A 22169-nucleotide genomic window follows, 5' to 3' on the forward strand; every position below is an offset into this window, starting at 1 on the left:
GGCAGTGGACACGGTCCGGCCGGTCCACTGACCGGCACGGAACGTGAACCGCCGCCCGCGAGGGCCCGTCCCGTCAGGAAGACGACTCGAATGACATCAACGGCAACGAAGCCGCGGGGGGCGCGGGCGCGCGCCGCCATCGCGGCGAAGACGTTGCGGACCGACCGCTGGTGGTTCGCCCCCCTGATCACCGTCGTCGGGCTCAGCGCCTGGGTGGCGTACGCGACCGTCCGGGTGTTCATGCACAAGTGGTACTGGGTGGACCAGTACCACTACCTGACGCCGTTCTACTCCCCCTGTGTGACCGACCGGTGCGTCGAGGGCTCCTCGCACTTCGGCAGTTTCCTGCCCGGCTGGTGGATCATCCCGGACGCGGCGCTGACCCTGCCGTTCCTGCTGCTGTTCCGGTTGACCTGCTACTACTACCGCAAGGCGTACTACCGGTCGTTCTGGTTGTCGCCGCCGGCCTGCGCGGTGCCGGACGGGCACAAGTCCTACTCCGGGGAGACCCGGTTCCCGCTGCTCGGGCAGAACCTGCACCGCTACTTCTTCTACGCCGCCGCGATCATCTCGCTGATCAACACCTGGGACGCGGTCCTGGCCTTCCACTCGCCGGAGGGCTTCGGCTTCGGGCTGGGCAACATCATCCTGCTCGGCAACGTGGTGATGCTGTGGGCGTACACCATCTCCTGCCACTCCTGCCGGCACATCATCGGCGGGCGGCTGAAGCACTTCTCCGCGCACCCGGTGCGGTACCGGGCCTGGACTTTCGTGTCCAAGCTGAACACCCGGCACATGCAGCTCGCCTGGATCACCCTCGGCACGCTGGCCTTCACCGACTTCTACGTGATGGCCATCGCCGCCGGCTGGTTCACCGACCTGCGGTTCATCAACTAGAGGGCGCGGCGACATGACCACTACCACTCGCATCGAACGACACCACTACGACGTCGTCGTGATCGGGGCCGGCGGCGCCGGCCTGCGCGCGGCGATCGAGGCCCGGCTCGCCGGCAAGAAGACCGCGATCATCTCCAAGTCGCTCTTCGGCAAGGCGCACACCGTGATGGCCGAGGGCGGCGCGGCGGCCGCGATGGGGAACGTGAACAGCCGGGACAACTGGCAGGTGCACTTCCGCGACACCATGCGCGGCGGCAAGTTCCTCAACAACTTCCGGATGGCCGAGCTGCACGCGAAGGAGTCGCCGCAGCGGATCTGGGAGCTGGAGACGTACGGGGCGCTCTTCGACCGGACGAAGGACGGCAAGATCTCCCAGCGCAACTTCGGCGGGCACGAGTACCCCCGGCTGGCGCACGTCGGTGACCGCACCGGCCTGGAGCTGATCCGCACCCTCCAGCAGAAGATCGTCTCCCTCCAGCAGGAGGACAAGCGCGACCTCGGCGACTACGAGGCCCGGATCCGGGTGTTCTCCGAGACCACCATCACCGAACTGCTGCTCGACGGTGCCGGGCCGGACGGCCACAGAATTGCCGGGGCGTTCGGCTACTACCGGGAGTCCGGCGAGTTCATCCTGTTCGAGGCGCCGGCGGTGGTGCTGGCCACCGGCGGGGTCGGCCGGTCCTACAAGGTCACCTCGAACTCGTGGGAGTACACCGGGGACGGGCACGCGCTGGCACTGCGCGCCGGGGCCACGCTGATCAACATGGAGTTCCTCCAGTTCCACCCGACCGGCATGGTCTGGCCGCCCTCGGTGAAGGGCATCCTGGTCACCGAGTCGGTCCGGGGCGACGGCGGCGTGCTGAAGAACTCCGACGGCAAGCGGTTCATGTTCGACTACGTCCCCGACGTCTTCCGCAAGCAGTACGCGGAGACCGAGGAGGAGGCGGACCGCTGGTACACCGACCCGGACAACAACAGGCGTCCGCCGGAGCTGCTGCCCCGCGACGAGGTCGCCCGCGCGATCAACAGCGAGGTCAAGGCCGGTCGGGGTACGCCGGCCGGCGGTGTCTACCTGGACATCGCCTCCCGGCGTTCGGCCGACGAGATCCGTCGCCGGCTGCCGTCGATGTACCACCAGTTCAAGGAACTGGCCGATGTCGACATCACGGCCGAGCCGATGGAGGTCGGGCCGACCTGCCACTACGTGATGGGCGGCGTCGAGGTGGACCCGGACTCGGGGGCCGCGTACGGCACCGTGCAGGGGCTGTTCGCCGCCGGTGAGGTCTCCGGTGGCATGCACGGCTCCAACCGGTTGGGCGGCAACTCCCTGTCCGACCTGCTGGTCTTCGGTAAGCGGGCGGGCGGGCACGCGGCGTCGTACACCGATCAGCTGACCTCGCGGCCGAAGGTGCCGGTGAGCGCGGTGGAGACCGCCGTGGAGACGGCGCTGGCGCCGTTGCAGCGGGACACCGGGGAGAGCCCGTACACCCTCCAGCAGGATCTCCAGGCGGTCATGGGAGATCTGGTAGGAATCATCCGCCGTCACGGCGAGCTTGAGGAGGCGCTCAGCAGGCTGGCCGAGCTGCGCGAGCGGGTGGCGAAGGTGAGCGCGGTCGGCGGCCGGCGCTACAACCCGGGCTGGCACCTGGCGCTCGACCTGCGCAACATGCTCGTCGTCTCGGAGTGCACCGCGAAGGCGGCGCTGGAGCGGCAGGAGTCGCGCGGCGGGCACACCCGGGAGGACTTCCCGACCATGGACCCCCGCTGGCGTCGGGTCAACCTGGTCTGTGCGCTCGACGGTGACACCGTCCGGCTGGAGCGCAAGCCGCTGCCGAAGATGCGGGCCGAGCTGATCGGCCTCTTCGACCGTACCGAGCTGGCCAAGTACCTGACCGACGAGGAGCTGGCCGACTTCGACGCCCTCACCGAGGAGGCGAGCAACTGATGGGAAGCAAGAGGGAGTTCCGCATCTGGCGGGGCGACGAGACCGGCGGTGACCTCCAGGACTACTCGGTCGAGGTGAACGAGGGCGAGGTCGTCCTCGACGTCATCCACCGGCTCCAGGCCACCGACGCGCCCGATCTGGCCTGCCGGTGGAACTGCAAGGCCGGCAAGTGCGGCTCCTGCTCGATGGAGATCAACGGCAAGCCCCGGCTGAGCTGCATGACCCGGATGTCGACGTTCGAGGAGTCCGAGACCGTCACGGTCACCCCGTTGCGCACCTTCCCGGTGATCCGGGACCTGGTCACGGACGTCTCGTTCAACTACGAGAAGGCCCGGGAGACGCCGGCCTTCGCTCCGCCGGCCGACCTGGCCCCGGGCGAGTACCGGATGCAGCAGGTCGACGTGGAACGCTCGCAGGAGTTCCGCAAGTGCATCGAGTGCTTCCTGTGCCAGAACGTGTGCCACGTGATCCGCGACCACGAGGAGAACAAGCAGGCGTTCTCGGGCCCCCGGTTCTTCATCAGGGCCGCCGAGCTGGACATGCACCCGCTGGACGCGAAGACCGACCGCAAGCAGTACGCGCAGCAGGAGCAGGGGCTCGGCTTCTGCAACATCACCAAGTGCTGCACCGAGGTCTGCCCCGAGCACATCAAGATCACCGACAACGGGATCATCCCCATGAAGGAACGGGTCGTCGACCGCAGGTACGATCCCCTGGTATGGCTCGGTAGCAAGATCTTCCGTCGGGGCGAAACGCCCCAGAGCACCGCGAACAGCGGGGGAAAGGGGTCCGTGGTGCACAGCGGCGCCCGTCAGGCCGGAGTCCACTCGCACGCCGGCGGCTCCGGTGACCCGGCCGCAGAGGCCCAGGCCCAGCAGGGCGTGAACTGGCACCGCGAGGTCCCGCACCCGACCATGCCGGCGGTCGACGACCGGGGCAAGCTCCCGCTGACGGAGTTGACCTTCGACCGCGCGGCGGCCCCGTCGCCGTTCGGTGACGACGTCACCTTCCCGCTGCCGCCGGAGCACCTCAACTTCGCCCACCCGAGCCAGGACGAGAAGCACTGAACCGGCACTGAACCGGCCCGACGGGCACCGGACCGGCACGAACGGCACCGGACCGCACAGCCGGCACCGCTGCGGCATGACGCGCGCCGCAGCGGGCACGACGAGGTTCGACGGGGGTCGACGGCGTACGCCGTCGACCCCCGTCGTCGTGTCGACCGGGCACCCGCCGCCGTCAGCCGGCGGCCAGCAGCGGGCGGAGGGCGGCGACGATGGGCACGTCGGCGGGAAGCCAGGTGACGGTGTGCAGTTCGTCGGCGGTGAGCCAGCGCATCGCGGAGTGTTCCAGCGCGCGGGGCTGGTCGCCGTGCAGCAGACGTGCCGCGTACACCTTCAGCACCGACCGGCCGTGGGCCATCCGGACGTCCCGGCCGACCCGGTCGCCGACCTCCACCCGGACGGCCAACTCCTCGGCGCACTCGCGGACCAGCGCCGCCGTCTCGCTCTCGCCCGGCTCGACCTTGCCGCCGGGGAACTCGAACATGCCGGCGACCTCGGGGGGCGCGATCCGCGCACAGGCGAGCACCCGCCCGGCGGAGATGATCGCCGCTCCCACGACCACCCTCGGCTCACGCCTGTCGCTCGGTCCGTTACCGCTACGCCGTTCGGTCTGCACGGGCGTCCAGCGTGCCAGATCAATAGTCGGTTTGGGTACCGTGGCCGACCGGTAGGCCAATAAGAGACGGAAGTGTGGGCGTGGACACACCGCCATCAGGCCGACAGACTGATAGCACCACGAGGACACGGGACGGCGACGATTTGGCCACAAGCCGGCAACGGCGCCTGGGAGGTGCGGTGATGCGCGCGCTGTTCACCAGTCGAAGCAAGCACGACTATCTCAGTGACGCCCTCACGCTCCTGCACGGGTGGACCCGCGACGGTGAGCAGATCCGCCGCACCCTGGTCATGGACGACACCCAGCACGCGGCGCTGACCGAACGGGTCAAGGTCGTCGCGGACGCGCTGCGGCTGCGACCGGACATCAGCCGGCGGGACACCGAGACCCGCATCCGGGTCGGGCACGGCGACGGGGAACCGCTCACCGAGGGTGAGGTGCTGCTCGCCGCCCGGATCGAGGACGCATACCGGGCGGTGATGGCGGACTGACCGGCCGGCCGCAGCGGTCGCGCGTGACAGGCCGTTCCCGTCATCGTCGACCCCCGTCGTCGCCGCCAGCAGTGCCCTCGTCGCCAGCCTAGGGCCGTCCGGCGTCCGATCCGCTCGGCGGAACGTCCGACCCGTCCGCACCGAGTGGTCGGAACACCACCCTCGGTCGGCTCACCGCATCGGCTCGCCCTGCGCCGTCGGCAACCCCAACGCCTGGCGTACCGCCAGCTCGGTGGCCGGGTCAGGGTGCTGCCCGGCCTGGGCCACCACCTGGAGCAGCCGGCCCCGGTCGGGTTCGCCGTCGGCGTCGCGCCAGGCCGGCTCGTCCTGCTCCATCTCGGTGAGCAGCCGCTCCATCGCCGGGCGGACCGCCTCCGGCCACGTTTCCCGGCGCAGCCGGAACCACATGTCGGTGTGGACGGTCTCGGCCCGCCGCACCGCGTCCCGCAGCCCGGCCGGGGTGCTGGTCGGCGCGCTGGCCACCAGGGCGGCCCGCGCCTCGGTCCAGTCCCGGCTGGCCAGCAGGTAGCCGAGCTGCGCCGGGTTGAGCACCGTGGCGTCCATCCGCAACGACCGGGACAGCCCCGCGGGGGAGGTCAGGTAGCAGGTGATGGTAGGATCGGTCGACCAGTCGACCCGGGTCGGCAGGTACCAGCTCAGCCGCACCTCGGCCGGCAGGCCCAGCGGGTCCACCACGTAGCTGTGCTGCCGCTGCCGGCAGAGCGTCTCGGCCCGCTGGGAGAGCACCGCCGCGCCGGGGTACCGCTCGTCGGCGGAGCGCTCGTAGGCGGGGAAGTCGTCGACGTACTCGGCATGGTGCGGGGTGTCGCAGGCCACCCGGGTGACCTCCTCCGGGGCGGTCCGGCTGGCGGTGGCACCGGCGGGCACCCGGAAGCAGTCCCCCACCCGCAGCCCGCGCAGGCCCGGGTCGGGGTCGGACCCGGACATCGTGACGCCCAGCGCCACCAGACCGGCCAGCACCCAGCCGCCGAGCAGCACCAGGCCGGCGATCACCAGGCCGCGGCCCCGCTCGCCGTCCCGCCTGATCCGGCGCAGCGCGAACCCGGCGGTGACCGGTGCCAGCACCCCGCCGAGCAGACCCAGCACCAGGGTGACCACGGCCAGCCGGTTCAGCCGGCCCCGTACGGCAGGACGCTGCGGCCACGGCTCCCAGTCGGGCACGGCACGCGACGTCCGGCCCGCCTGCGCGTCCCCGGTGCCGCCTGAGAGCACGCCAGCGCCCTGGGCCGGGGCCTCGTCACCGCCACCGGCCGGGGCAGGGGTCGCGTCGGCACCGCCGGGGGCAGGGGTTGCCGCGTCGACCGGGGCCGCGTCGGCGGCACCCGCTGCGGTCGTCGGCGGCTCCGGCCGCGACTCGTCGGCAGGCTGCGTCTCGGAACGTTCGCTGGTCACACCGCTTCCTTCCCCCGTCGCCCGCGTCCGGCCAGGCATGGGGAGACTAGTCGACCTGGCTGACGGGCGGGCAACGGCCGACGCTGGCGCCCACTTCCTACCGTGGAACCCATGGCAAATGTGACGTACGACCGCAAGGAGCAGTTCCAGCAGATCCGCAGCGGACTGCTCGACGGCGAACAGATCATCGCCGTCTACGACGCCATCGGCACCGGCACCGGGTTCATCGGCCTGACCGACCGGCGGGTGATCATCCAGGACCGCTCGTTCGTTGGCAAGAAGTTCGCGATCACCAGCATCCCGTACTCGAAGATCACCAGCGTGAGCGTGGTGAGCAACAAGTCCTGGGGCGGGGAGTTCTTCTCCACCGGCTCGATCGCCGTGCACGTCGGCACCCACACCTACGAGGTGGAGTTCCGGGGCGCGCAGAAGAGCCACCACGTGCACAACGTGATCCTGCACTACATCTCCTGACCACCGGCCCGCCCGCCGACGCCCCGCCTCCCGGCGGCCACCTCACCGACGGCGGGCGGACCACCCGTCCACAGCCGGTGTCCCTCGGTGGCCAACCCGTCGGGCAGCAGGCCCTGGAAGTCCTGCCGGGCCTTCTCCCGCGCCTCCGGCGGCAACATCGCCCCGGAGGCGGCGATGTTGCACGCGTGGTCCTCCTCGGAGTGTTCCCGGTAGCGGAGGTACTGCTCGTCGGTCATCGGTTCCAGACGCAACGCCACGCCGCCACGGTAGGCCGGTACCGTCCCGGCCCGCTGCCCGTGGCGGTGGTGCGCAGCTCACCCGGTCTGCCGGCTGCTGTCGCGTCCGCTCCCCGTCCCGCTCGTCCGCTGGCGGGTCCTCGTTGGTGCGCGACAGCCGGACGACCACGCGCAGCAGGCCAGACCGTCGTTACCGAGTGCTACGGTGACGGCATGACCGCGGTGCCCGAGTGGATGCGGCCGCCCCGCCCCGAGGGGTGGTACGCCGACGACCTCGACCACCTTTCCGAAGCGCCACGGCACACCGAGCTGATCGATTCAGCACTCGTCTTCATGATGTCCCCCCAGCGGGTCTGGCACGCCAGGGTGGTCACCGCTCTGGTGAACTCCCTGAGCGGTCAGGCACCGGCAGGCATCGAGGTCGACCGGGAAATCACGATCCGACTCGACAGGTGGAACCGGCCCGAGCCCGATCTCCTGGCCACGACGGCACCATACGATCCGTCCCGTACCTTCTACACGCCCGAAGAGACCCTCCTGGTCGTGGAGGTGGTCTCGCCGGAGTCGGCGCACCGGGACCGCACCGTCAAGCTGCGCAAGTACGCGGAAGCCGGCATCGCGAACTACTGGCGCGTCGAGGACGACGACGGGTCACCTGTGGTGCACAGCTACGAACTCGACGAGCCCACCCGGTCGTACGCGCCGGCCGGAATCTACCGGCACGAACTGCGCACCACGACGCCGTTCGCGATCGGGATCGATCTGGACGGGCTGGTACCCGGCCGCAAGAGCTAGACGGCCGAATCCCCCGAGGTAGGACTCGACGACGTCTTCCAGTTCTGGCCGTCCGGCAGCGCGGTTGTCAACCTCGTGACCATGATCCGACCGTACCGGGAGGCTCAGACGTTGAAGCGGAACTCGACCACGTCGCCGTCCTGCATGACGTACTCCTTGCCCTCGATCCGGACCTTGCCGGCGGCCTTCGCCGCCGCCATCGATCCGGCCGCGACCAGGTCGTCGTAGGAGACCACCTCGGCCTTGATGAAGCCGCGCTGGAAGTCGCTGTGGATCACCCCGGCGGCCTCCGGGGCGGTCGCGCCGACCGGCACAGTCCAGGCCCGCGCCTCCTTCGGCCCCGCCGTGAGGTACGTCTGGAGCCCGAGCGTGCGGAACCCGACCCGGACGAGCTGGTCCAGCCCCGGCTCGGACTGCCCGATCGACTCCAGCAGCTCGCGGGCCTCCTCCTCGGGCAGGTCCACCAGCTCGGATTCGATCTTGGCGTCCATGAAGACGGCCTCGGCGGGGGCCACCAGGGCGCGCAGCTCGTCGAGGAAGGCGGCGTTACCCAGCTCGGCCTCGTCGACGTTGAACACGTAGAGGAACGGCTTCGTGGTGAGCAGGTGCAGCTCCCGCAGGTGCTCAAGCTCGATCTTGGCGGCGGCGGCCCCGGCGTACAGGGTGGTGCCGCCGTCGAGCACCTCGACGGCCTGCTTCGCGGCGGTCACGGCGGCGGCCCGGTCCTTGCGGAGCTTGGCCTCCTTCTCCAGCCGGGGCAGCGCCTTCTCCAGGGTCTGCAGGTCGGCCAGGATCAGCTCCGTGTTGATCGTCTCGATGTCGTCGGCGGGCGAGACCCTGCCGTCGACGTGCACGACGTTCGGGTCGGAGAAGGCCCGCACCACCTGGCAGATGGCCGAGGCGTCGCGGATGTTGGCCAGGAACGCGTTGCCCCGGCCCTGCCCCTTCGACGCCCCCCGGACCAGGCCGGCGATGTCGACGAACGACACCGGCGCGGGCAGCACCTTCTGCGACGAGAAGATCTCGGCGAGCTTGTCGAGCCGCGCGTCCGGCAGCCCCACCACCCCGACGTTCGGCTCGATCGTGGCGAACGGGTAGTTCGCCGCGAGCACGTCGTTTTTGGTCAACGCGTTGAACAGGGTGCTCTTGCCGACGTTGGGCAGGCCGACGATGCCGATGGTGAGACTCACGACGGGCCAGCTTACGCCGTCGCCCGGCAGGCAGCCCCGTCGGCACCGCCGGGACGGCTCAGGCGGTGAGCGACCGGGGCTCGATCCGGGTCTCCGTTACCCCACCGGCACCGTCCGGCACCACCTCGTACGCGGCCACCCCGGCCCGGTCGGCGATCGCCTCGACCAGCCGGGTGCTCCGGTAGACCAGCCCCACCCCGTCGTCGGTGCAGTGGCTGACCGGCAGCGTGCCGTCGGCGACCAGCCGGTGCAGCAGCGGCCGGCGCTGCGCCTCGCTGTCGTAGTGCACCCCGTTGCCGTACGGCAGCCAGCCCAGGCCGTCGGTGTAGGCGCGTAGCCGCCTGCCGAAGCTGTCGGTGGTGCCGCCGGCGTGCCAGCAGATCGAGCCGGCGGAGACCCCGCCGAGCACCACCCCGGCCTCCCAGCACTCCCGCAGGATCTCCGGCAGCCCGTGCACCCGCCACACCGCGCAGAGGTTCGCCACGCTGCCGCCACCGACCCAGATGATGTCCTGGCCGAGCAGGTGCGCCCGGACGTCCTCGACGTTGGGCATCGGGAACAGCGCCAGGTGCGAGGGGCGGTAGCGGGTGCCGGCGAACGCGCCGTGGAAGACCGTCAGCGAGGTGGGCTGGTCGCCGACGGCCTGGTTGAGGTAGCAGATCCGCGGCTCGTCGGCCTGCGCCAGCTCGGCCATCAGGTCGAAGACCGGCCCCGGGTCGGCGTCCCAGGGGCCCCGGTCACGACTGGTGAAACCCATGCTGGTGGCGACGATCGTCGGTTCGGTGGCGGGCATGCTGGTCCTCTCCACGGCTGGCTGGCTCCGCTGCCATCCTGCGCCACCGCCACCCCTCGGCCCGCCGGTCGGGGTCACCCGGCGAGTCGCCAGCCCGCCCCGCCGTCGGTCACCCCGGGCAACTCGCCGGCCGCCGCGAGCGGCAGGGTGAGCCGGTCCCCGGCGCTCGGGCCGGCCCGTTCGGACTCGCCGAGCATCCAGCGCACCTCGTCGACCGTCCAGCCCAGTCCCCGCCGGCCGGCGATCTCCCGGACCAGCCGCCGGCCGGCCCGGGTGTCGTCGTCGTAGAACCGCATGCACCAGTGGTGCGCCCACATGCCGAGGGCGCGCAGGCCGGCCGCGTCGAGGGAGCCGGCGAGCCGGCCGCAGGCGGTGTCGGCGAACGGCCGTGCCGGATCGTCGGCCCGGTCCCGCTCGATCGCGCCGAAGGCGGCCGGCGCGACCACCCGCATCCGGTCGTAGAGGCCCTGCGCGGCGGCGTCGTCCAGCTGCCCCCGCCCTGACCGAGGGTCGCCCCGCCCGGTCACGCTCGCCATCGCCGCACCCTTTCTGGAGTTGGTGCCGGGACGCTACCGACCACTACCGACACTTTCCGAACCGAAACCGCCCCCGGCAACCGGGATAGGCGGGATGAGCTGGGGCGTCTGTATCGGTGACAGACAACGACGGGGAGGGTGGGTGGACGAGGACGATCGGGCCCGGCTGGCCGAGTTCGTGGCCAGCCGGGCACCGGCCCTGATGCGGGTCGCGTACCTGCTCACCGGGGACCGGCACGCCGCCGAGGACCTGTTCCAGTCGGCGCTGGCCAGGACCATTCCGAGGTGGCGTGACCTGCGCCACACCGACCCGGAGGGGTACCTGCGCACGGTCATGTACCGGGAGCAGGTCAGCTGGTGGCGGCGGCTGCGCCGGTACCGGGAGACGCTGCTCACCGGCGTCGACGACCGGGCCGGTCCGGACCTGTTCGGCGGCACCGACGTACGGCTGGCGATGCGGGCCGCGCTGCGCGCGCTGCCGGCGGCCCAGCGCACGGTCGTGGTGCTGCGCTACTACGAGGACCTGACCGAGACCCAGGTGGCCGCCGCGCTCGGCTGCTCGGTCGGCACCGTGCGCAGCCGCACCCACCGGGCCGTGGCCCGGCTGCGGCAACTCCTGCCGGACATCGAACTGCTGGAGGTACGGCGGTGACCACGCCCATCGAGAACCTCATCCGCGCCACCCTCTCCGACCTCGCCGAGGAGGCACCGACAGTGCACGACCAGTTGAACCGGGCGGAACGCCGGGCCCGGTCCCGCCGCCGCGCCACCATCACGACGAGCGCGGCGGGTGTCCTCGCCGCCATGCTGATCGCCACCCCGTTCGCGATGGCCGCCAGCGGTGGCGGGGACGCCCCGCCCGCCGTACCGGCCGCGACGCCGAGCGGGCCGCCTGCCGCACCCGCCCCGGCAGCGGTGACCGAACCCCGCGTCGACCAGAGCCCCCGGACCGGCCGCGACGGTGCGCCGGCGGCACCCGTACCGGCCCGGACCGCCGTCCCCGCGTCGCCGGGCGAGCCGGCCTCGACCGCCGTACCCGCCTCGCCCGTTCCGGCGTCGCCCGCCATTTCCGCGTCACCCGTTCCGGCGACGACCGCCGTACCGGCAGCGCCCGTTCCGGCAGCGCCCGCGCCACGCGTCGACGGGCCGCGCACCGGCCCGGTCACCGCACCGGCCCCCGCCCGCAGCGCAGTGCCCGTCGACCGGGCCCCCGCCACCGGCCCGGTCCCGGCTCCCGGGCGCTGACGCACGACCTCCCCGCCCCGGGACGGTCCGGGGCGGGGAGGTCGCCGCCACCCGCACGCTCAGGTCCGATTCCCGCGAGCCACCGCCGGTGAGCTGCGGGCATGATCGGTGGCGTGGAGTTGGACTTCGAACGGTGTTACCGCGCCGTGGACAGCCGTGACCAGCGGTTCGACGGCTGGTTCTACACGGGCGTCACGTCGACCGGGATCTACTGCCGGCCGTCCTGCCCGGCGATCACTCCGAAGCGGCGTAACGTCCGCTTCTTCCCGTCGGCGGCTGCCGCCCAGGGGGCCGGCCTGCGGGCCTGCCGCCGGTGCCGGCCGGACGCCGCGCCCGGCTCACCGCAGTGGGACGTCCGCGCCGACGTGGTGGGCCGCGCCATGCGGCTCATCGCCGACGGGGTGGTCGACCGGGACGGCGTACCCGGGCTGGCCGCCCGGCTGGGCTACACCGAACGGCACCTGCACCGGATGCTCCGGGCGGAACTGGGCGCCGGCCCGCTGGCGCTGGCGCGGGCCCAACGCGCACAGACCGCCCGGACGCTTATCGAGACGACCGGGCTGGGCCTGGCGGAGGTGGCGTTCGCGGCCGGGTTCGGCAGCGTACGGCAGTTCAACGACACCGTCCGCCAGGTGTACGGGACGGTGCCGTCGCAGTTGCGTACCGGGCGGGGCGGCCCGCCGACGCCTGGCGGGGCGGGCACGATCACGCTCCGGCTGGCGTACCGGCCGCCGCTGCACGCCGCCGCCCTGCTGGGGTTCCTGGCGGCCCGGACGCTGCCCGGGCTGGACGAGGTGCGCGACGGGACGTACCGCCGGGGGTTGCGGCTGCCGCACGGCCCGGCGGAGGTCGCGTTGACGCCGACGGCCGGGTACGTCGTGGCGACGCTGCGCCTGGCCGACCTGCGGGACCTGGCCCCGGCGGTGGCCCGGTGCCGTCGCCTGTTCGACCTGGACGCCGACCCGGAGGCGGTCGACCAGACGCTGGCCGCCGATCCGGCCCTGGCCGGGGTCGTCGCCGCCGAACCCGGCGTGCGCGTGCCCCGGGCGGTGGACGGCTTCGAGATGGCGCTGCGGGCCATCGTCGGCCAGCAGGTCTCGCTCGCCGCCGCCCGCACCACCCTCACCCGCCTCCTCACCCACGCTCCCGCCCCCACTCCCGCCTCCCTCCCCCGCTCAGCCCTCGGTGATCAAGAGGTTTGCGGCACGGAGAGCGCTTCCCGGCGACGCAAACCTCTTGATCACCGCGCCGGGGCGGGCCGGCGCGGCGCGGCGGGTGGGGACACCGGGGCGGGTGGCGAGGCGGGTGGGCGGGGGGTGTGGGGGGTGTGGGGGTTTCCGGGGGCGGAGGAGGTGCTGGGGTTGCCGGATGCGGCGTTCGGGATGCCGGCCGCCCGACGGGAGACGATCCGGGCGCTGGCCCGGGCCGTCGCCGCCGGGGAGGTCGACCTGGAGCCGGGCGGCGACCGGCCGGAGACGGTACGACGGTTGACCGCGCTGCCCGGGATCGGCCCGTGGACCGCCGGCTACCTGGCCATGCGGGCCCTCGGCGACCCCGACGTCCTGCTCCCCACCGACCTCGCGGTACGCCGGGGCGCCGCCGCCCTCGGCCTACCGGCCACCCCCACCACCCTGGACACGTACGCCGACCGCTGGCGGCCCTGGCGGTCGTACGCGGCGATCAGACTCTGGAGAGCGGCATGACGACCCTCGGCACCACCACCATGGACACCCCGACCGGCCCGCTCAGCGTGCTCGTCGACCCGGACGGCGCGGTCCGGGCCGCCGGGTTCACGGCCGACCCGGACAGCCTGCTGCCGCTGGTGCGCCCGAGCCTGCGCGGCCCGCTGGAGCCGTACGCCGACCTCGGCCCGGTGACCTCCGCCGTCCGCGCCTACCTCGACGGGGACCTGACCGCGATCGACGGGGTGCCGGTGCGGCAGCACAGCGGCGGGGCGTTCCAGACCCACGCCTGGACCGTGCTGCGCGACGTCAAACCGGGCGAGCCGGTCACCTACACCGGGTACGCCGCGCTGGCCGGCCGGCCCGCCGCGGTCCGGGCGGCGGCCGCCGCCTGCGCCCGTAACGCCGCCGCCCTCTTCGTCCCCTGCCACCGGGTGCTGCGCACCGACGGCACCCTCGGTGGCTACCGGTACGGGCTACCGGTGAAAAAGTGGTTGCTCGGTCACGAGCGGCGGCTGACGGCAAGCTGACAGCGGCGTCGACCCCGTTCGACGCTACCGTCGGGTAGTGCCTGCGCAGCGCGACGGCGACCCGGCCCCGAGGGCGGACGGTCGGGTCCGGTCGCTGCGCAACCTCTGGCGGCTGCGCCGCTACCTGCGCCCGTACGCCGCCACGTACGTCCTGCTGCTGCTGGCGGCGCTGGCGGCCACCGGGGCGGGTCTGGCCGTACCCCTGGTGGTGCAGCGGGTGGTGGACGGGCCGATCGCCAGGCACGACCCGGCCGGGCTGCTCCGCCTCGGCGGGCTGACCCTGCTGCTCGGCCTGGTCGAGGCGGTGTTGATCTTCATCCGGCGGTGGAGCCAGTCCTTCTCCTCCGTCGGCATGGAGGCGACCATCCGCGCCGACCTCTACGCCCACCTGCAACGCCTGCCGGCCGGCTTCCACGACCGCTGGCAGTCCGGGCAACTGCTCTCCCGGGCGATCAGCGACCTGTCGGTGCTGCGCCGGTTCCTCTCCTTCGGGCTGCTGTTCCTGGTGCTCAACGTGGTCACCTACGTCGCCGTGGTGATCCTGCTGATCCGCCTGCACGGGCCGCTGGGGCTGCTGGTGGCGGCCAGCGCGGTGCCGCTGTTCCTGATCAGCCGCCGGTTCGGCCGGCACTACCACGCCTCGTCGCGGCGGATGCAGGACCAGCAGGGCGACGTGGCCACCCTGGTCGAGGAGACCGCGCAGGGGCTGCGCACCATGAAGGCGTACGGGCGGGGGCCGGAGCTGGCCGACCAGTTCGCCGGGCGGGCCCGCGCGCTGCACGACACCGGCGTGGCCAAGGGGGCGCTGCTGGCCGACGCGTCGGCCCTGTTCGACCTGGTGCCCAACCTGACCCTGGGCGCGACGCTCGTCGGCGGTGCGACGCTCGTCGCCCGGGACGCGTTGACCATCGGCGAGCTGGTCGCCTTCGTCAGTCTCCAGCTCATGCTGATCTGGCCGGTGCAGTCGCTCGGCTGGATCATCGCCAACGGGCAGGAGGCGGCCACCGCCGCCGACCGCATCCAGGAGGTGCTGGACACTCCGCCGTCGATCGTGGACGCCCCGGACGCCGTGCCACTGGAAAGCTCGGCGGTGCGGGGTCGGCTCCGCTTCGAGGGGGTGTCGTTCCGCTACCCGGGCGGCGCCGAACCGGTGCTGCGGGAGATCGAGCTGACCGTCGAGCCGGGCGAGACGCTGGCCCTGGTCGGGGCGACCGGCTGCGGCAAGAGCACGCTGCTCTCCCTGGTGCCCCGGCTGCACGACGTCACCGGCGGCCGGATCACCCTCGACGGGCACGACCTGCGCGGGATACGCCTGGACGCGCTGCGCCGGCTGGTCGGGGTGGCCTTCGAGGAGCCGACGCTGTTCTCCATGTCGGTCTGGGAGAACCTCACCCTGGGCTGCCCGGACGCCACCGACGACGAGGTCCGGGCCGCGCTGGCGCTGGCCCAGGCCGACTTCGCGTACGACCTGCCGTGGGGGTTGGCGACCCGGGTGGGCGAGCAGGGCCTGTCGCTCTCCGGTGGGCAGCGGCAACGGCTGGCGCTGGCCCGCGCGGTGCTCGGCCGGCCGGCGCTGCTGGTCCTCGACGACCCGCTCTCCGCCCTGGACGTGCACACCGAGGCGCTGGTCGAGGCGGCGCTGCGCCGGATGCTGCGGGACACCACCGCGCTGCTGGTGGTGCACCGGCCGTCGACGGTCGCGCTGGCCGACCGGGTGGCACTGCTCGACGGGGGTCGGATCACCGCCGTCGGCCGGCACTGCGACCTGCTGGCGACGGTGCCGGCGTACCGGGCGGTGCTCGCCGCCGGGCCCGCACCGGCATCGGGCCTGGTGTGCTCGTGATCCGCCGACCGGCCCGGCAGCACCGCACGGCCGCCGGTGACGGCCGCCCGCCCCGGCAGCACGGCACCGCCGGAGGTGACGGCCGGTCGGCCGCGCTCACGCACTGGCGGGGCCGGGCCACCGACCCGGACGCCGACCGCAGCCGCGCCGAGGACGACTCCCCGGAGGCGGTGGCCCGGCTGCGGGGGCGCAGCCGGGCCCTGCTGCGCGACCTGCTCCGCCCGCACCGCAGGTCGCTCGGCGTGGCGGTGGGCCTGCTGCTGGCCCAGAACGCCGCCGCGATGGCCGGGCCGTACCTGGTCATGCTCGGCATCGACCGGGCGGTGCCGCCGCTGCGCGCCGGTGATCCGGGTCCGCTGGCCGCCGTCGCGGGCGCGTTCGCCGTCGCGGCCGTCACCGAGTACACCGCCCGGCGCGGCTACCTCACCCGCTCCGCCCGGATCGGCCAGGCCGTCCTGCTCGACCTGCGTCAGCGGGTGTACGGCCACCTGCTGACCCTCTCGGTCGGCTTCCACGAGCGCTACACCTCCGGCCGGGTGGTGTCCCGGCTCACCAGCGACGTCGACTCCATCGCCGAGCTTGTCGACGGGGGGATCGACACCCTGGTCGCCGCCGCGCTGTCGGTGCTGTCGGTCGCCGCCATCCTGCTCTGGCTGGACCTGCCGCTGGCGGCGGTGACCCTGCTGGCGTTCCCGTTCCTGTTCTGGCTGTCCCGCTGGTTCGCCCGCGCCTCGGCCCAGGCCTACCGGCACAGCCGGGAGGCGGTGGCCCTGGTGATCGTCCACTTCGTCGAGTCGCTGCGCGGCATCCGGGCGGTGCAGGCGTTCCGCCGTGAGCCGCGCAACCAGGAGATCTTCGTGGCGGTCAACGACGAGTACCGGCGGGCCAGCCTGCACGGGTTCCGGCTGATCGCCACGTACTCGCCGGGGATCAAGGTGATCGGCAACGTCACCGTGGCCGCGGTGCTCGGGTACGGCGGCTGGCGGGTGCTGGGCGGCGACACCGCGGTGGGGGTGCTCGCCGCGTTCCTGCTGTACCTGCGCCGGTTCTTCGACCCGATGCAGGAGCTGAGCCAGTTCTACAACTCGCTCCAGTCGGCGACCGCCGCCCTGGAGAAGCTCGCCGGGGTGCTCGACGAACGGCCGGGGGTGCCCGAGCCGGCCTCGCCGGTGCCGTTGCCGGCCGGGCCGGGGCGGGGCGCGGTGACGTTCCGCGCGGTCTGCTTCGGTTACCGGCCGCAGACGCCGATCCTGACCGGGCTGGACCTGGCCCTACCGGCCGGTCAGACGGTGGCCCTGATCGGCCCGACCGGCGCCGGCAAGTCGACGGTGGCGAAGCTGCTCGCCCGCTTCCACGACCCGGACGCCGGCACGGTCGAGCTGGACGGGGTCGACCTGCGGGACCTGTCCGACGCCGAGCTGCGCCGGGCGGTGGTGCTGGTGACCCAGGAGAACCACCTGTTCGGCGGCACGGTGGCAGAGAACATCAGGTTCGGCCGGCCGGCCGCCCCGGACGCGGCGGTGCAGGCGGCGGCGCGGGCGATCGGCGCGCACGACTTCATCGCCGCCCTGCCCGACGGGTACGCCACCGAGGTGCACCGGCGCGGCGGGCGGCTCTCCGCCGGGCAGCGGCAGCTCGTCGCGTTCGCCCGCGCGTTCCTGGCCGACCCCCGGGTGCTGATCCTGGACGAGGCGACGTCGTCGCTGGACGTGCCGACCGAGCGGCTGGTGCAGCGGGCGCTGGCCAGCGTGCTGCGGGACCGCACCGCGCTGGTGATCGCACACCGGCTCTCCACGGTGGAGACCGCCGACCGGGTGCTTGTCGTCGACTCCGGACGGATCGTCGAGGACGGCCCGCCGGCCCGGCTCGCCGCCACCGGCGGCCGGTACGCCACGCTGCACCGGCAGTGGCGCGAGTCGCTGAGCTGACCCGGTCGTCGGGGACAGCCGGTGGCTCACCGGGCGGCTAGACTCGGCCCGCATCGATGGGCCTCGCCCCGCTTCCACCGGTCCGATCGGGCGGGCGCGGCGGGGTCGGTCGCGTCGCCGGCATACGGGGAGGTTGCGGCGTGCGGATCCGTGGACGAGTGGTGCTGGCGGCGGCGTTGGCGCTGAGCACGGTGGGGACGACCGGGGTGGCGTTGGCCGTGGACCGGCAGACCGGTCCGGCCGGCGGACCGGCAGGCGGCACCTGGTCGGCCGGGGCCGTCCCGGTCGCCGGGCAGGCCCACGCGGCGGCCCGCACCGACGCCGGTGGCCGGGCCGCGACGCCTGCCGCACCGCGCCCGGCACCGGTGGCGAGCCGCCCGGCGGCCCAGGTCGCCCAGGCGGCCCCCGCCTCGGTGAGCTACCTCAGCGACCGCTACCGGATCGCCCCCGACGAGGCCGCCCGCCGGCTGGCCCTCCAGGAACTGTCCGCGCCGCTGGCCGACACCCTGGCCGCCCGCTTCCCCGACGCGTACGCCGGGATGTGGCTGGACCAGGCCGGCGGCGGGGTGCTCACCATCGCCGCCACCGACCCGGCCCGGGTCACCGGGGCGGTCGCCGGGCTGCCGGACGCCCGGCATGTCACCGTCGTGCCGGCCCGGCACTCGCGGCGCGACCTGGACGCGGCGGCGACCCGGCTGGCCGGGACGCTGGGCGTCACCGCCGGGCGGGACGTGGTGGTCGACGAGCGGGCCAACGCGGTGCTGGTGCTGACCGGCGACGTGGTGCCGGCCGGTGACACCCGGCTGGCCGGCGCGCTCGACACGGCCGGGGTGCCGGTGCGGACCCGGGCCCGGCTCGACGACGGCGCGATCCCCAAGGCGTGCGATCCGCGCTACTGCGCCGAAGCGCCGATGCGCGGCGGCATCCGGCTGGACGTGCCCCGCGACGACGGCACCGTCGGCGGCTGCACCACCGGCTTCAACGTCCGGGCGAAGTCGGGGCGGTACTACGTGCTGACCGCCGGGCACTGCGTGGTCGGCGGCCGGCACCAGCGGGTGGACGACACCTGGCACCAGTTCCTCGGGCCGAAGGTGCCGGTGGGCGTCGAGTCGACCAACCCGGTGCTGGCCGAGAACGCGTTCCCCTACGACTACTCGGTCCTGCCCTACGCCGAGGGCGCCAGCACCCGCTGGGCGTACCCGAGGCGCGGTGTCGGCAGCACGCCGAGCCTGGTCAACTACTGGTGCGTGGCCGACAATCCGGCCTGCGCCGGCAGGGGCAGCCGGGACGTGCCGATCACCGGCGTCACCGCGTACTCCGCCGTGCAGGCCGGCTGGGTGGTCTGCGCCACCGGCTCGGCGTACACCCCGAAGGCCGGCGAGCAGTACGTCGACTCGGGCGCGGGCGCCGGCTACCTGCCGGGCACCCGCTGCGGCGAGGTCACCGGCAAGGCCGGTGGCGGCATCGACGTACGGGTGTGCGCCCGGCCGGGCGACAGCGGCGGTCCGCTGTTCACCGAGTCCGACGGGCGGGCGCTGGGCATCCTCAGCAACGGTGACCCCGGCGAGGGGCCGTGCACCAACCCCGACGAGAAGAACACCTACGCGTCGGTCTCGGTGATCCTCGACCGGGTCAACGACCGCACCGGGCTCGACTTCCAGATCGCCACCAAGGGGCCGCTGCTCGCCCCACCCACCGGCTCCTCGAACCGGTAGCCGGGGCGGTTCCGGACCGTAGCCGGCGGGCCGGGGACGGGTCGGGCACCCGGTGCGGTGCTGCCGGCACGCCCGGTAAAGCCGTAGGTGGGAGGTCGACGGCTGCCTACCATCGACCGATGACTGATACGGCGAGGGCGGCCCGCGCCGGTGTTCCCGAACGTCCCACCCTGGACGGCATCGAGGAACGCTGGGCGCGCCGCTGGCAGGAGGAGGGCACGTACGCGTTCGACCGGGACAAGGCGACCGTAGCGGGTCGCGGGTCGACGGCGGGGACGCCGCGTCGGCACGGTCGCGGCGACGACGTGTACGCCATCGACACCCCGCCGCCGACCGTATCCGGCGAGCTGCACATGGGGCACGTCTTCTCGTACACGCACACCGACACGGTGGCCCGGTTCCAGCGGATGCGCGGGCGCACCGTGTTCTACCCGATGGGCTGGGACGACAACGGCCTGCCCACCGAACGCCGGGTGCAGAACGTCTACGGGGTGAGCTGCGACCCGTCCCTGCCGTACGACCCGGCGTGGCAGCCGCCCGACGCCCCGGTCACCGAGGCCCGGCGCAGGGAGCCGACGCCGATCTCCCGCCGTAACTTCGTCGAGCTGTGCGGACGGTTGACCGCCGACGACGAGCAGGTCTTCGAGGCGCTCTGGCGGCGGCTCGGGCTGTCGGTGGACTGGTCGCTGACGTACACCACGATCGGGCGGGCGGCGCGGGCCACCTCGCAGCGGATGTTCCTGCGCAACCTGGCCCGGGGCGAGGCGTACCAGGCGCAGGCGCCGACGCTGTGGGACGTCGGGTTCGGCACCGCCGTGGCGCAGGCGGAGCTGGAGGACCGGGAGCGCCCGGGGGCGTACCACCGGCTGCGGTTCACCGGACCGGACGGGCGGGAGGTGCTGATCGACTCCACCCGCCCGGAGCTGCTGCCGGCCTGCGTGGCGGTGGTCTGCCACCCCGACGACGAGCGGTACGCCGACCTGGTGGGCGCGACCGTGCGTACCCCCGTGTTCGGGGTGGGGGTGCCGGTGCGCGCGCACCCGCTGGCGGACCCGGCGAAGGGCACCGGCGTCGCGATGGTCTGCACGTTCGGTGACCTGACCGACGTGACCTGGTGGCGGGACCTCGACCTGACGACCCGGGTGGTGATCGGCCGGGACGGCCGGCTGCTGGCCGAACCGCCGGCCGGCGTGCCGGCCGGACCCTACGCCACGCTTTCCGGGCAGTCGGTCAATGCCGCCCGGCGGGCCGTGGTGGAGCTGCTGCGCGGGGCCGGTGACCTGGTGGGCGAGCCGCGCGAGGTCACCCATCCGGTGAAGTTCTACGAGCGCGGCGACCGGCCGCTGGAGATCGTCTCGACCCGGCAGTGGTACCTGCGCAACGGCGGCCGGGACGCCGGGCTGCGGGCGGAGCTGCTGGCCCGGGGCGACGAGCTGCGCTGGGTGCCGGAGCACATGGGGCACCGGTACGCGCACTGGGTGGGTGGGCTGACCGGGGACTGGCTGGTCAGCCGGCAACGCTTCTTCGGGGTGCCGGTGCCGGTGTGGTACCGGCTCGACGCCTTTGGCGAGCCGGACCATGCCAACCCTCTCACACCGGACGAGGCGTCGCTGCCGGTCGACCCGTCGGGTGAGCCGCCGCCCGGCTACGACGAGTCGCAGCGCGGCGTGCCAGGTGGGTTCGTCGGCGACCCGGACGTGCTGGACACCTGGGCCACCTCGTCGTTGACCCCGCAGATCGTCGGCGGCTGGGAGACCGACCCGGAGTTGTTCGACCGGATCTTCCCGATGGACCTGCGCCCGCAGGGGCAGGAGATCATCCGGACCTGGCTCTTCGGCACGGTCGTGCGCGCCCATCTGGAGCACGGGGTGCTGCCCTGGCGGGACGCGGTGCTCTCCGGCTGGATCCTCGACCCGGACCGCAAGAAGATGTCCAAGTCGCGGGGGAACGTGGTCACCCCGATGGCGCTGCTGGAACAGCACGGCTCGGACGCGGTGCGCTACTGGGCGGCCAACGGCCGGCCCGGCATGGACCTGGCCTTCGACCCGGCGCAGATCAGGGTGGGCCGGCGGCTGGCCACCAAGCTGCTCAACGCGTCGAAGTTCGCGCTCGGGCTGGGTGCCGCCGACGCCCTGCGCGCCCCGGCGACCACCCCGCTGGACACCGCCCTGCTCGCCGAACTGTCCGCCGTGGTCGCCACCGCCACCGCCGCCTTCGACGGGTACGACCACACGACCGCGTTGCAGGCCACCGAGGCGTTCTTCTGGCGGTTCTGCGACGACTACATCGAGTTGGTGAAGGAACGCGCCTACGGCACCGGGCCGGGTGCCGACTCGGCCCGGGCGGCGCTCGCCACCGCCCTGTCGGTGCAGTTGCGGCTGTTCGCCCCGGTGCTGCCGTACGTGACCGAGGAGGTCTGGTCGTGGTGGCGGTACGGCTCGGTGCACCGGGCCCCCTGGCCGACCACCTACGAGGTGGGGCGGGCGATCACCGGCACCGGTGACCCGGCCCTGCTGCGGCTGGCCGGGGACGCGCTGGGCCAGGTCCGACGGGCCAAGTCCGCGCGCAGGCTGTCGATGCGGGCGGAGGTGCCGCTGGCCGAGGCGCTGGGCCCGGCGGCCCTGCTCGACCAGCTCACCCTGGTCGCCGACGACGTGCGCGCCGCCGGCCGGATCACCACCCTCGACCTGCTCCCCGACCGCGCCCCCGAACTCGTCATCGCCAGCGCGTTCTGAGGCGGGTCGGCGGGGTTGGCACCAGATGGCCGATGTGGCGG

At 73.4% G+C, this 22169-nt stretch carries 20 protein-coding genes; 14 read left to right on the top strand and 6 right to left on the bottom strand.

The window, feature by feature from the left end; all coding sequences use genetic code 11:
• Positions 1-90 precede the first annotated feature (90 nt).
• The 3 genes from Q2K16_RS15520 to Q2K16_RS15530 are packed head-to-tail and all read left to right on the top strand — an operon-like array spanning position 91 to position 3909.
• Entirely contained in the window at positions 91-897 is an 807-nt protein-coding gene (locus tag Q2K16_RS15520; protein WP_302746270.1) for a hypothetical protein, read from the top strand.
• 13 nt (positions 898-910) lie between these two features.
• Positions 911-2842 (top strand): fumarate reductase/succinate dehydrogenase flavoprotein subunit, encoded by a 1932-nt coding sequence (locus tag Q2K16_RS15525; protein ID WP_302746271.1) that lies wholly within the window; start codon positions 911-913, stop codon positions 2840-2842.
• Positions 2842-3909, top strand: coding sequence for a succinate dehydrogenase/fumarate reductase iron-sulfur subunit (locus Q2K16_RS15530; protein WP_302746272.1), 1068 nt, complete (start codon positions 2842-2844; stop codon positions 3907-3909). The genes Q2K16_RS15525 and Q2K16_RS15530 overlap by 1 nt, the downstream gene beginning before the upstream one ends.
• A gap of 172 nt (positions 3910-4081) precedes the next feature.
• Here the strand turns inward: Q2K16_RS15530 and Q2K16_RS15535 are convergent, their stop codons facing one another.
• Positions 4082-4522, bottom strand: a complete 441-nt coding sequence (locus Q2K16_RS15535) for a (deoxy)nucleoside triphosphate pyrophosphohydrolase (RefSeq protein WP_302746273.1) — start codon at positions 4520-4522, stop codon at positions 4082-4084.
• A gap of 182 nt (positions 4523-4704) precedes the next feature.
• Here Q2K16_RS15535 and Q2K16_RS15540 point away from each other — a divergent pair, with 182 nt between their 5' ends.
• Positions 4705-5013, top strand: coding sequence for a 4a-hydroxytetrahydrobiopterin dehydratase (locus Q2K16_RS15540; RefSeq protein WP_088647517.1), 309 nt, complete (start codon positions 4705-4707; stop codon positions 5011-5013).
• A 171-nt stretch (positions 5014-5184) separates the two neighbouring features.
• Here the strand turns inward: Q2K16_RS15540 and Q2K16_RS15545 are convergent, their stop codons facing one another.
• Positions 5185-6426, bottom strand: a complete 1242-nt coding sequence (locus tag Q2K16_RS15545; RefSeq protein WP_302746274.1) for a DUF4190 domain-containing protein — start codon at positions 6424-6426, stop codon at positions 5185-5187.
• 111 nt (positions 6427-6537) lie between these two features.
• On the opposite strand from Q2K16_RS15545, the gene Q2K16_RS15550 reads away from it, so the two are divergent.
• Positions 6538-6900 carry a PH domain-containing protein gene (locus tag Q2K16_RS15550; protein WP_302746275.1) on the top strand — a complete coding sequence of 121 codons (363 nt, stop codon included), beginning with the start codon at positions 6538-6540 and terminating at the stop codon, positions 6898-6900.
• On the opposite strand, the gene Q2K16_RS15555 is transcribed toward Q2K16_RS15550, so the two are convergent.
• Positions 6888-7157 (bottom strand): hypothetical protein, encoded by a 270-nt coding sequence (locus tag Q2K16_RS15555; protein WP_302746276.1) that lies wholly within the window; start codon positions 7155-7157, stop codon positions 6888-6890. The genes Q2K16_RS15550 and Q2K16_RS15555 overlap by 13 nt on opposite strands.
• A 192-nt stretch (positions 7158-7349) precedes the next feature.
• On the opposite strand from Q2K16_RS15555, the gene Q2K16_RS15560 reads away from it, so the two are divergent.
• On the top strand, positions 7350-7931 hold the full coding sequence (locus Q2K16_RS15560) for a Uma2 family endonuclease (protein WP_302746277.1): 582 nt from the start codon (positions 7350-7352) through the stop codon (positions 7929-7931).
• Positions 7932-8035: 104 nt separating this feature from the next.
• Here Q2K16_RS15560 and ychF read toward each other — a convergent pair whose 3' ends face one another.
• From ychF to Q2K16_RS15575, 3 genes are all read right to left on the bottom strand, one after another.
• The gene (gene ychF, locus Q2K16_RS15565; protein ID WP_302746278.1) at positions 8036-9121 is read right to left on the bottom strand and encodes a redox-regulated ATPase YchF; all 1086 of its coding nucleotides are present in this window, start codon (positions 9119-9121) and stop codon (positions 8036-8038) included.
• Between the two features lie 58 nt (positions 9122-9179).
• Positions 9180-9914 carry a Type 1 glutamine amidotransferase-like domain-containing protein gene (locus Q2K16_RS15570; protein ID WP_302746279.1) on the bottom strand — a complete coding sequence of 245 codons (735 nt, stop codon included), beginning with the start codon at positions 9912-9914 and terminating at the stop codon, positions 9180-9182.
• A 74-nt stretch (positions 9915-9988) separates the two neighbouring features.
• A complete protein-coding gene (locus Q2K16_RS15575; RefSeq protein ID WP_489671890.1) occupies positions 9989-10450 on the bottom strand; it encodes a hypothetical protein in 462 nt (153 codons plus the stop codon).
• Between the two features lie 142 nt (positions 10451-10592).
• On the opposite strand from Q2K16_RS15575, the gene Q2K16_RS15580 reads away from it, so the two are divergent.
• From Q2K16_RS15580 to valS, 8 genes are all read left to right on the top strand, one after another.
• Complete coding sequence (locus Q2K16_RS15580; RefSeq protein WP_302746280.1) at positions 10593-11102, top strand: SigE family RNA polymerase sigma factor; 510 nt, start codon at positions 10593-10595, stop codon at positions 11100-11102.
• Positions 11099-11695: a hypothetical protein gene (locus Q2K16_RS15585; RefSeq protein ID WP_302746281.1), complete on the top strand. Its 597-nt coding sequence runs from the start codon at positions 11099-11101 to the stop codon at positions 11693-11695. Before Q2K16_RS15580 ends, Q2K16_RS15585 begins: the two co-directional genes overlap by 4 nt.
• A gap of 113 nt (positions 11696-11808) precedes the next feature.
• On the top strand, positions 11809-13398 hold the full coding sequence (locus Q2K16_RS33250) for a DNA-3-methyladenine glycosylase 2 family protein (RefSeq protein ID WP_302746502.1): 1590 nt from the start codon (positions 11809-11811) through the stop codon (positions 13396-13398).
• Positions 13395-13907 carry a methylated-DNA--[protein]-cysteine S-methyltransferase gene (locus Q2K16_RS15595; protein ID WP_302746282.1) on the top strand — a complete coding sequence of 171 codons (513 nt, stop codon included), beginning with the start codon at positions 13395-13397 and terminating at the stop codon, positions 13905-13907. The genes Q2K16_RS33250 and Q2K16_RS15595 overlap by 4 nt, the downstream gene beginning before the upstream one ends.
• A gap of 37 nt (positions 13908-13944) precedes the next feature.
• Positions 13945-15750, top strand: a complete 1806-nt coding sequence (locus tag Q2K16_RS15600) for an ABC transporter ATP-binding protein (protein WP_302746283.1) — start codon at positions 13945-13947, stop codon at positions 15748-15750.
• Complete coding sequence (locus tag Q2K16_RS15605; RefSeq protein WP_302746284.1) at positions 15747-17678, top strand: ABC transporter ATP-binding protein; 1932 nt, start codon at positions 15747-15749, stop codon at positions 17676-17678. The genes Q2K16_RS15600 and Q2K16_RS15605 overlap by 4 nt, the downstream gene beginning before the upstream one ends.
• A gap of 140 nt (positions 17679-17818) precedes the next feature.
• Positions 17819-19393, top strand: coding sequence for a chymotrypsin family serine protease (locus Q2K16_RS15610; protein ID WP_302746285.1), 1575 nt, complete (start codon positions 17819-17821; stop codon positions 19391-19393).
• A gap of 119 nt (positions 19394-19512) precedes the next feature.
• Complete coding sequence (valS, locus tag Q2K16_RS15615) at positions 19513-22128, top strand: valine--tRNA ligase (protein ID WP_302746286.1); 2616 nt, start codon at positions 19513-19515, stop codon at positions 22126-22128.
• Positions 22129-22169: the final 41 nt, after the last annotated feature.

The organism is Micromonospora cynarisoli (assembly GCF_030518815.1).
GTDB lineage: Bacteria > Actinomycetota > Actinomycetes > Mycobacteriales > Micromonosporaceae > Micromonospora > Micromonospora wenchangensis.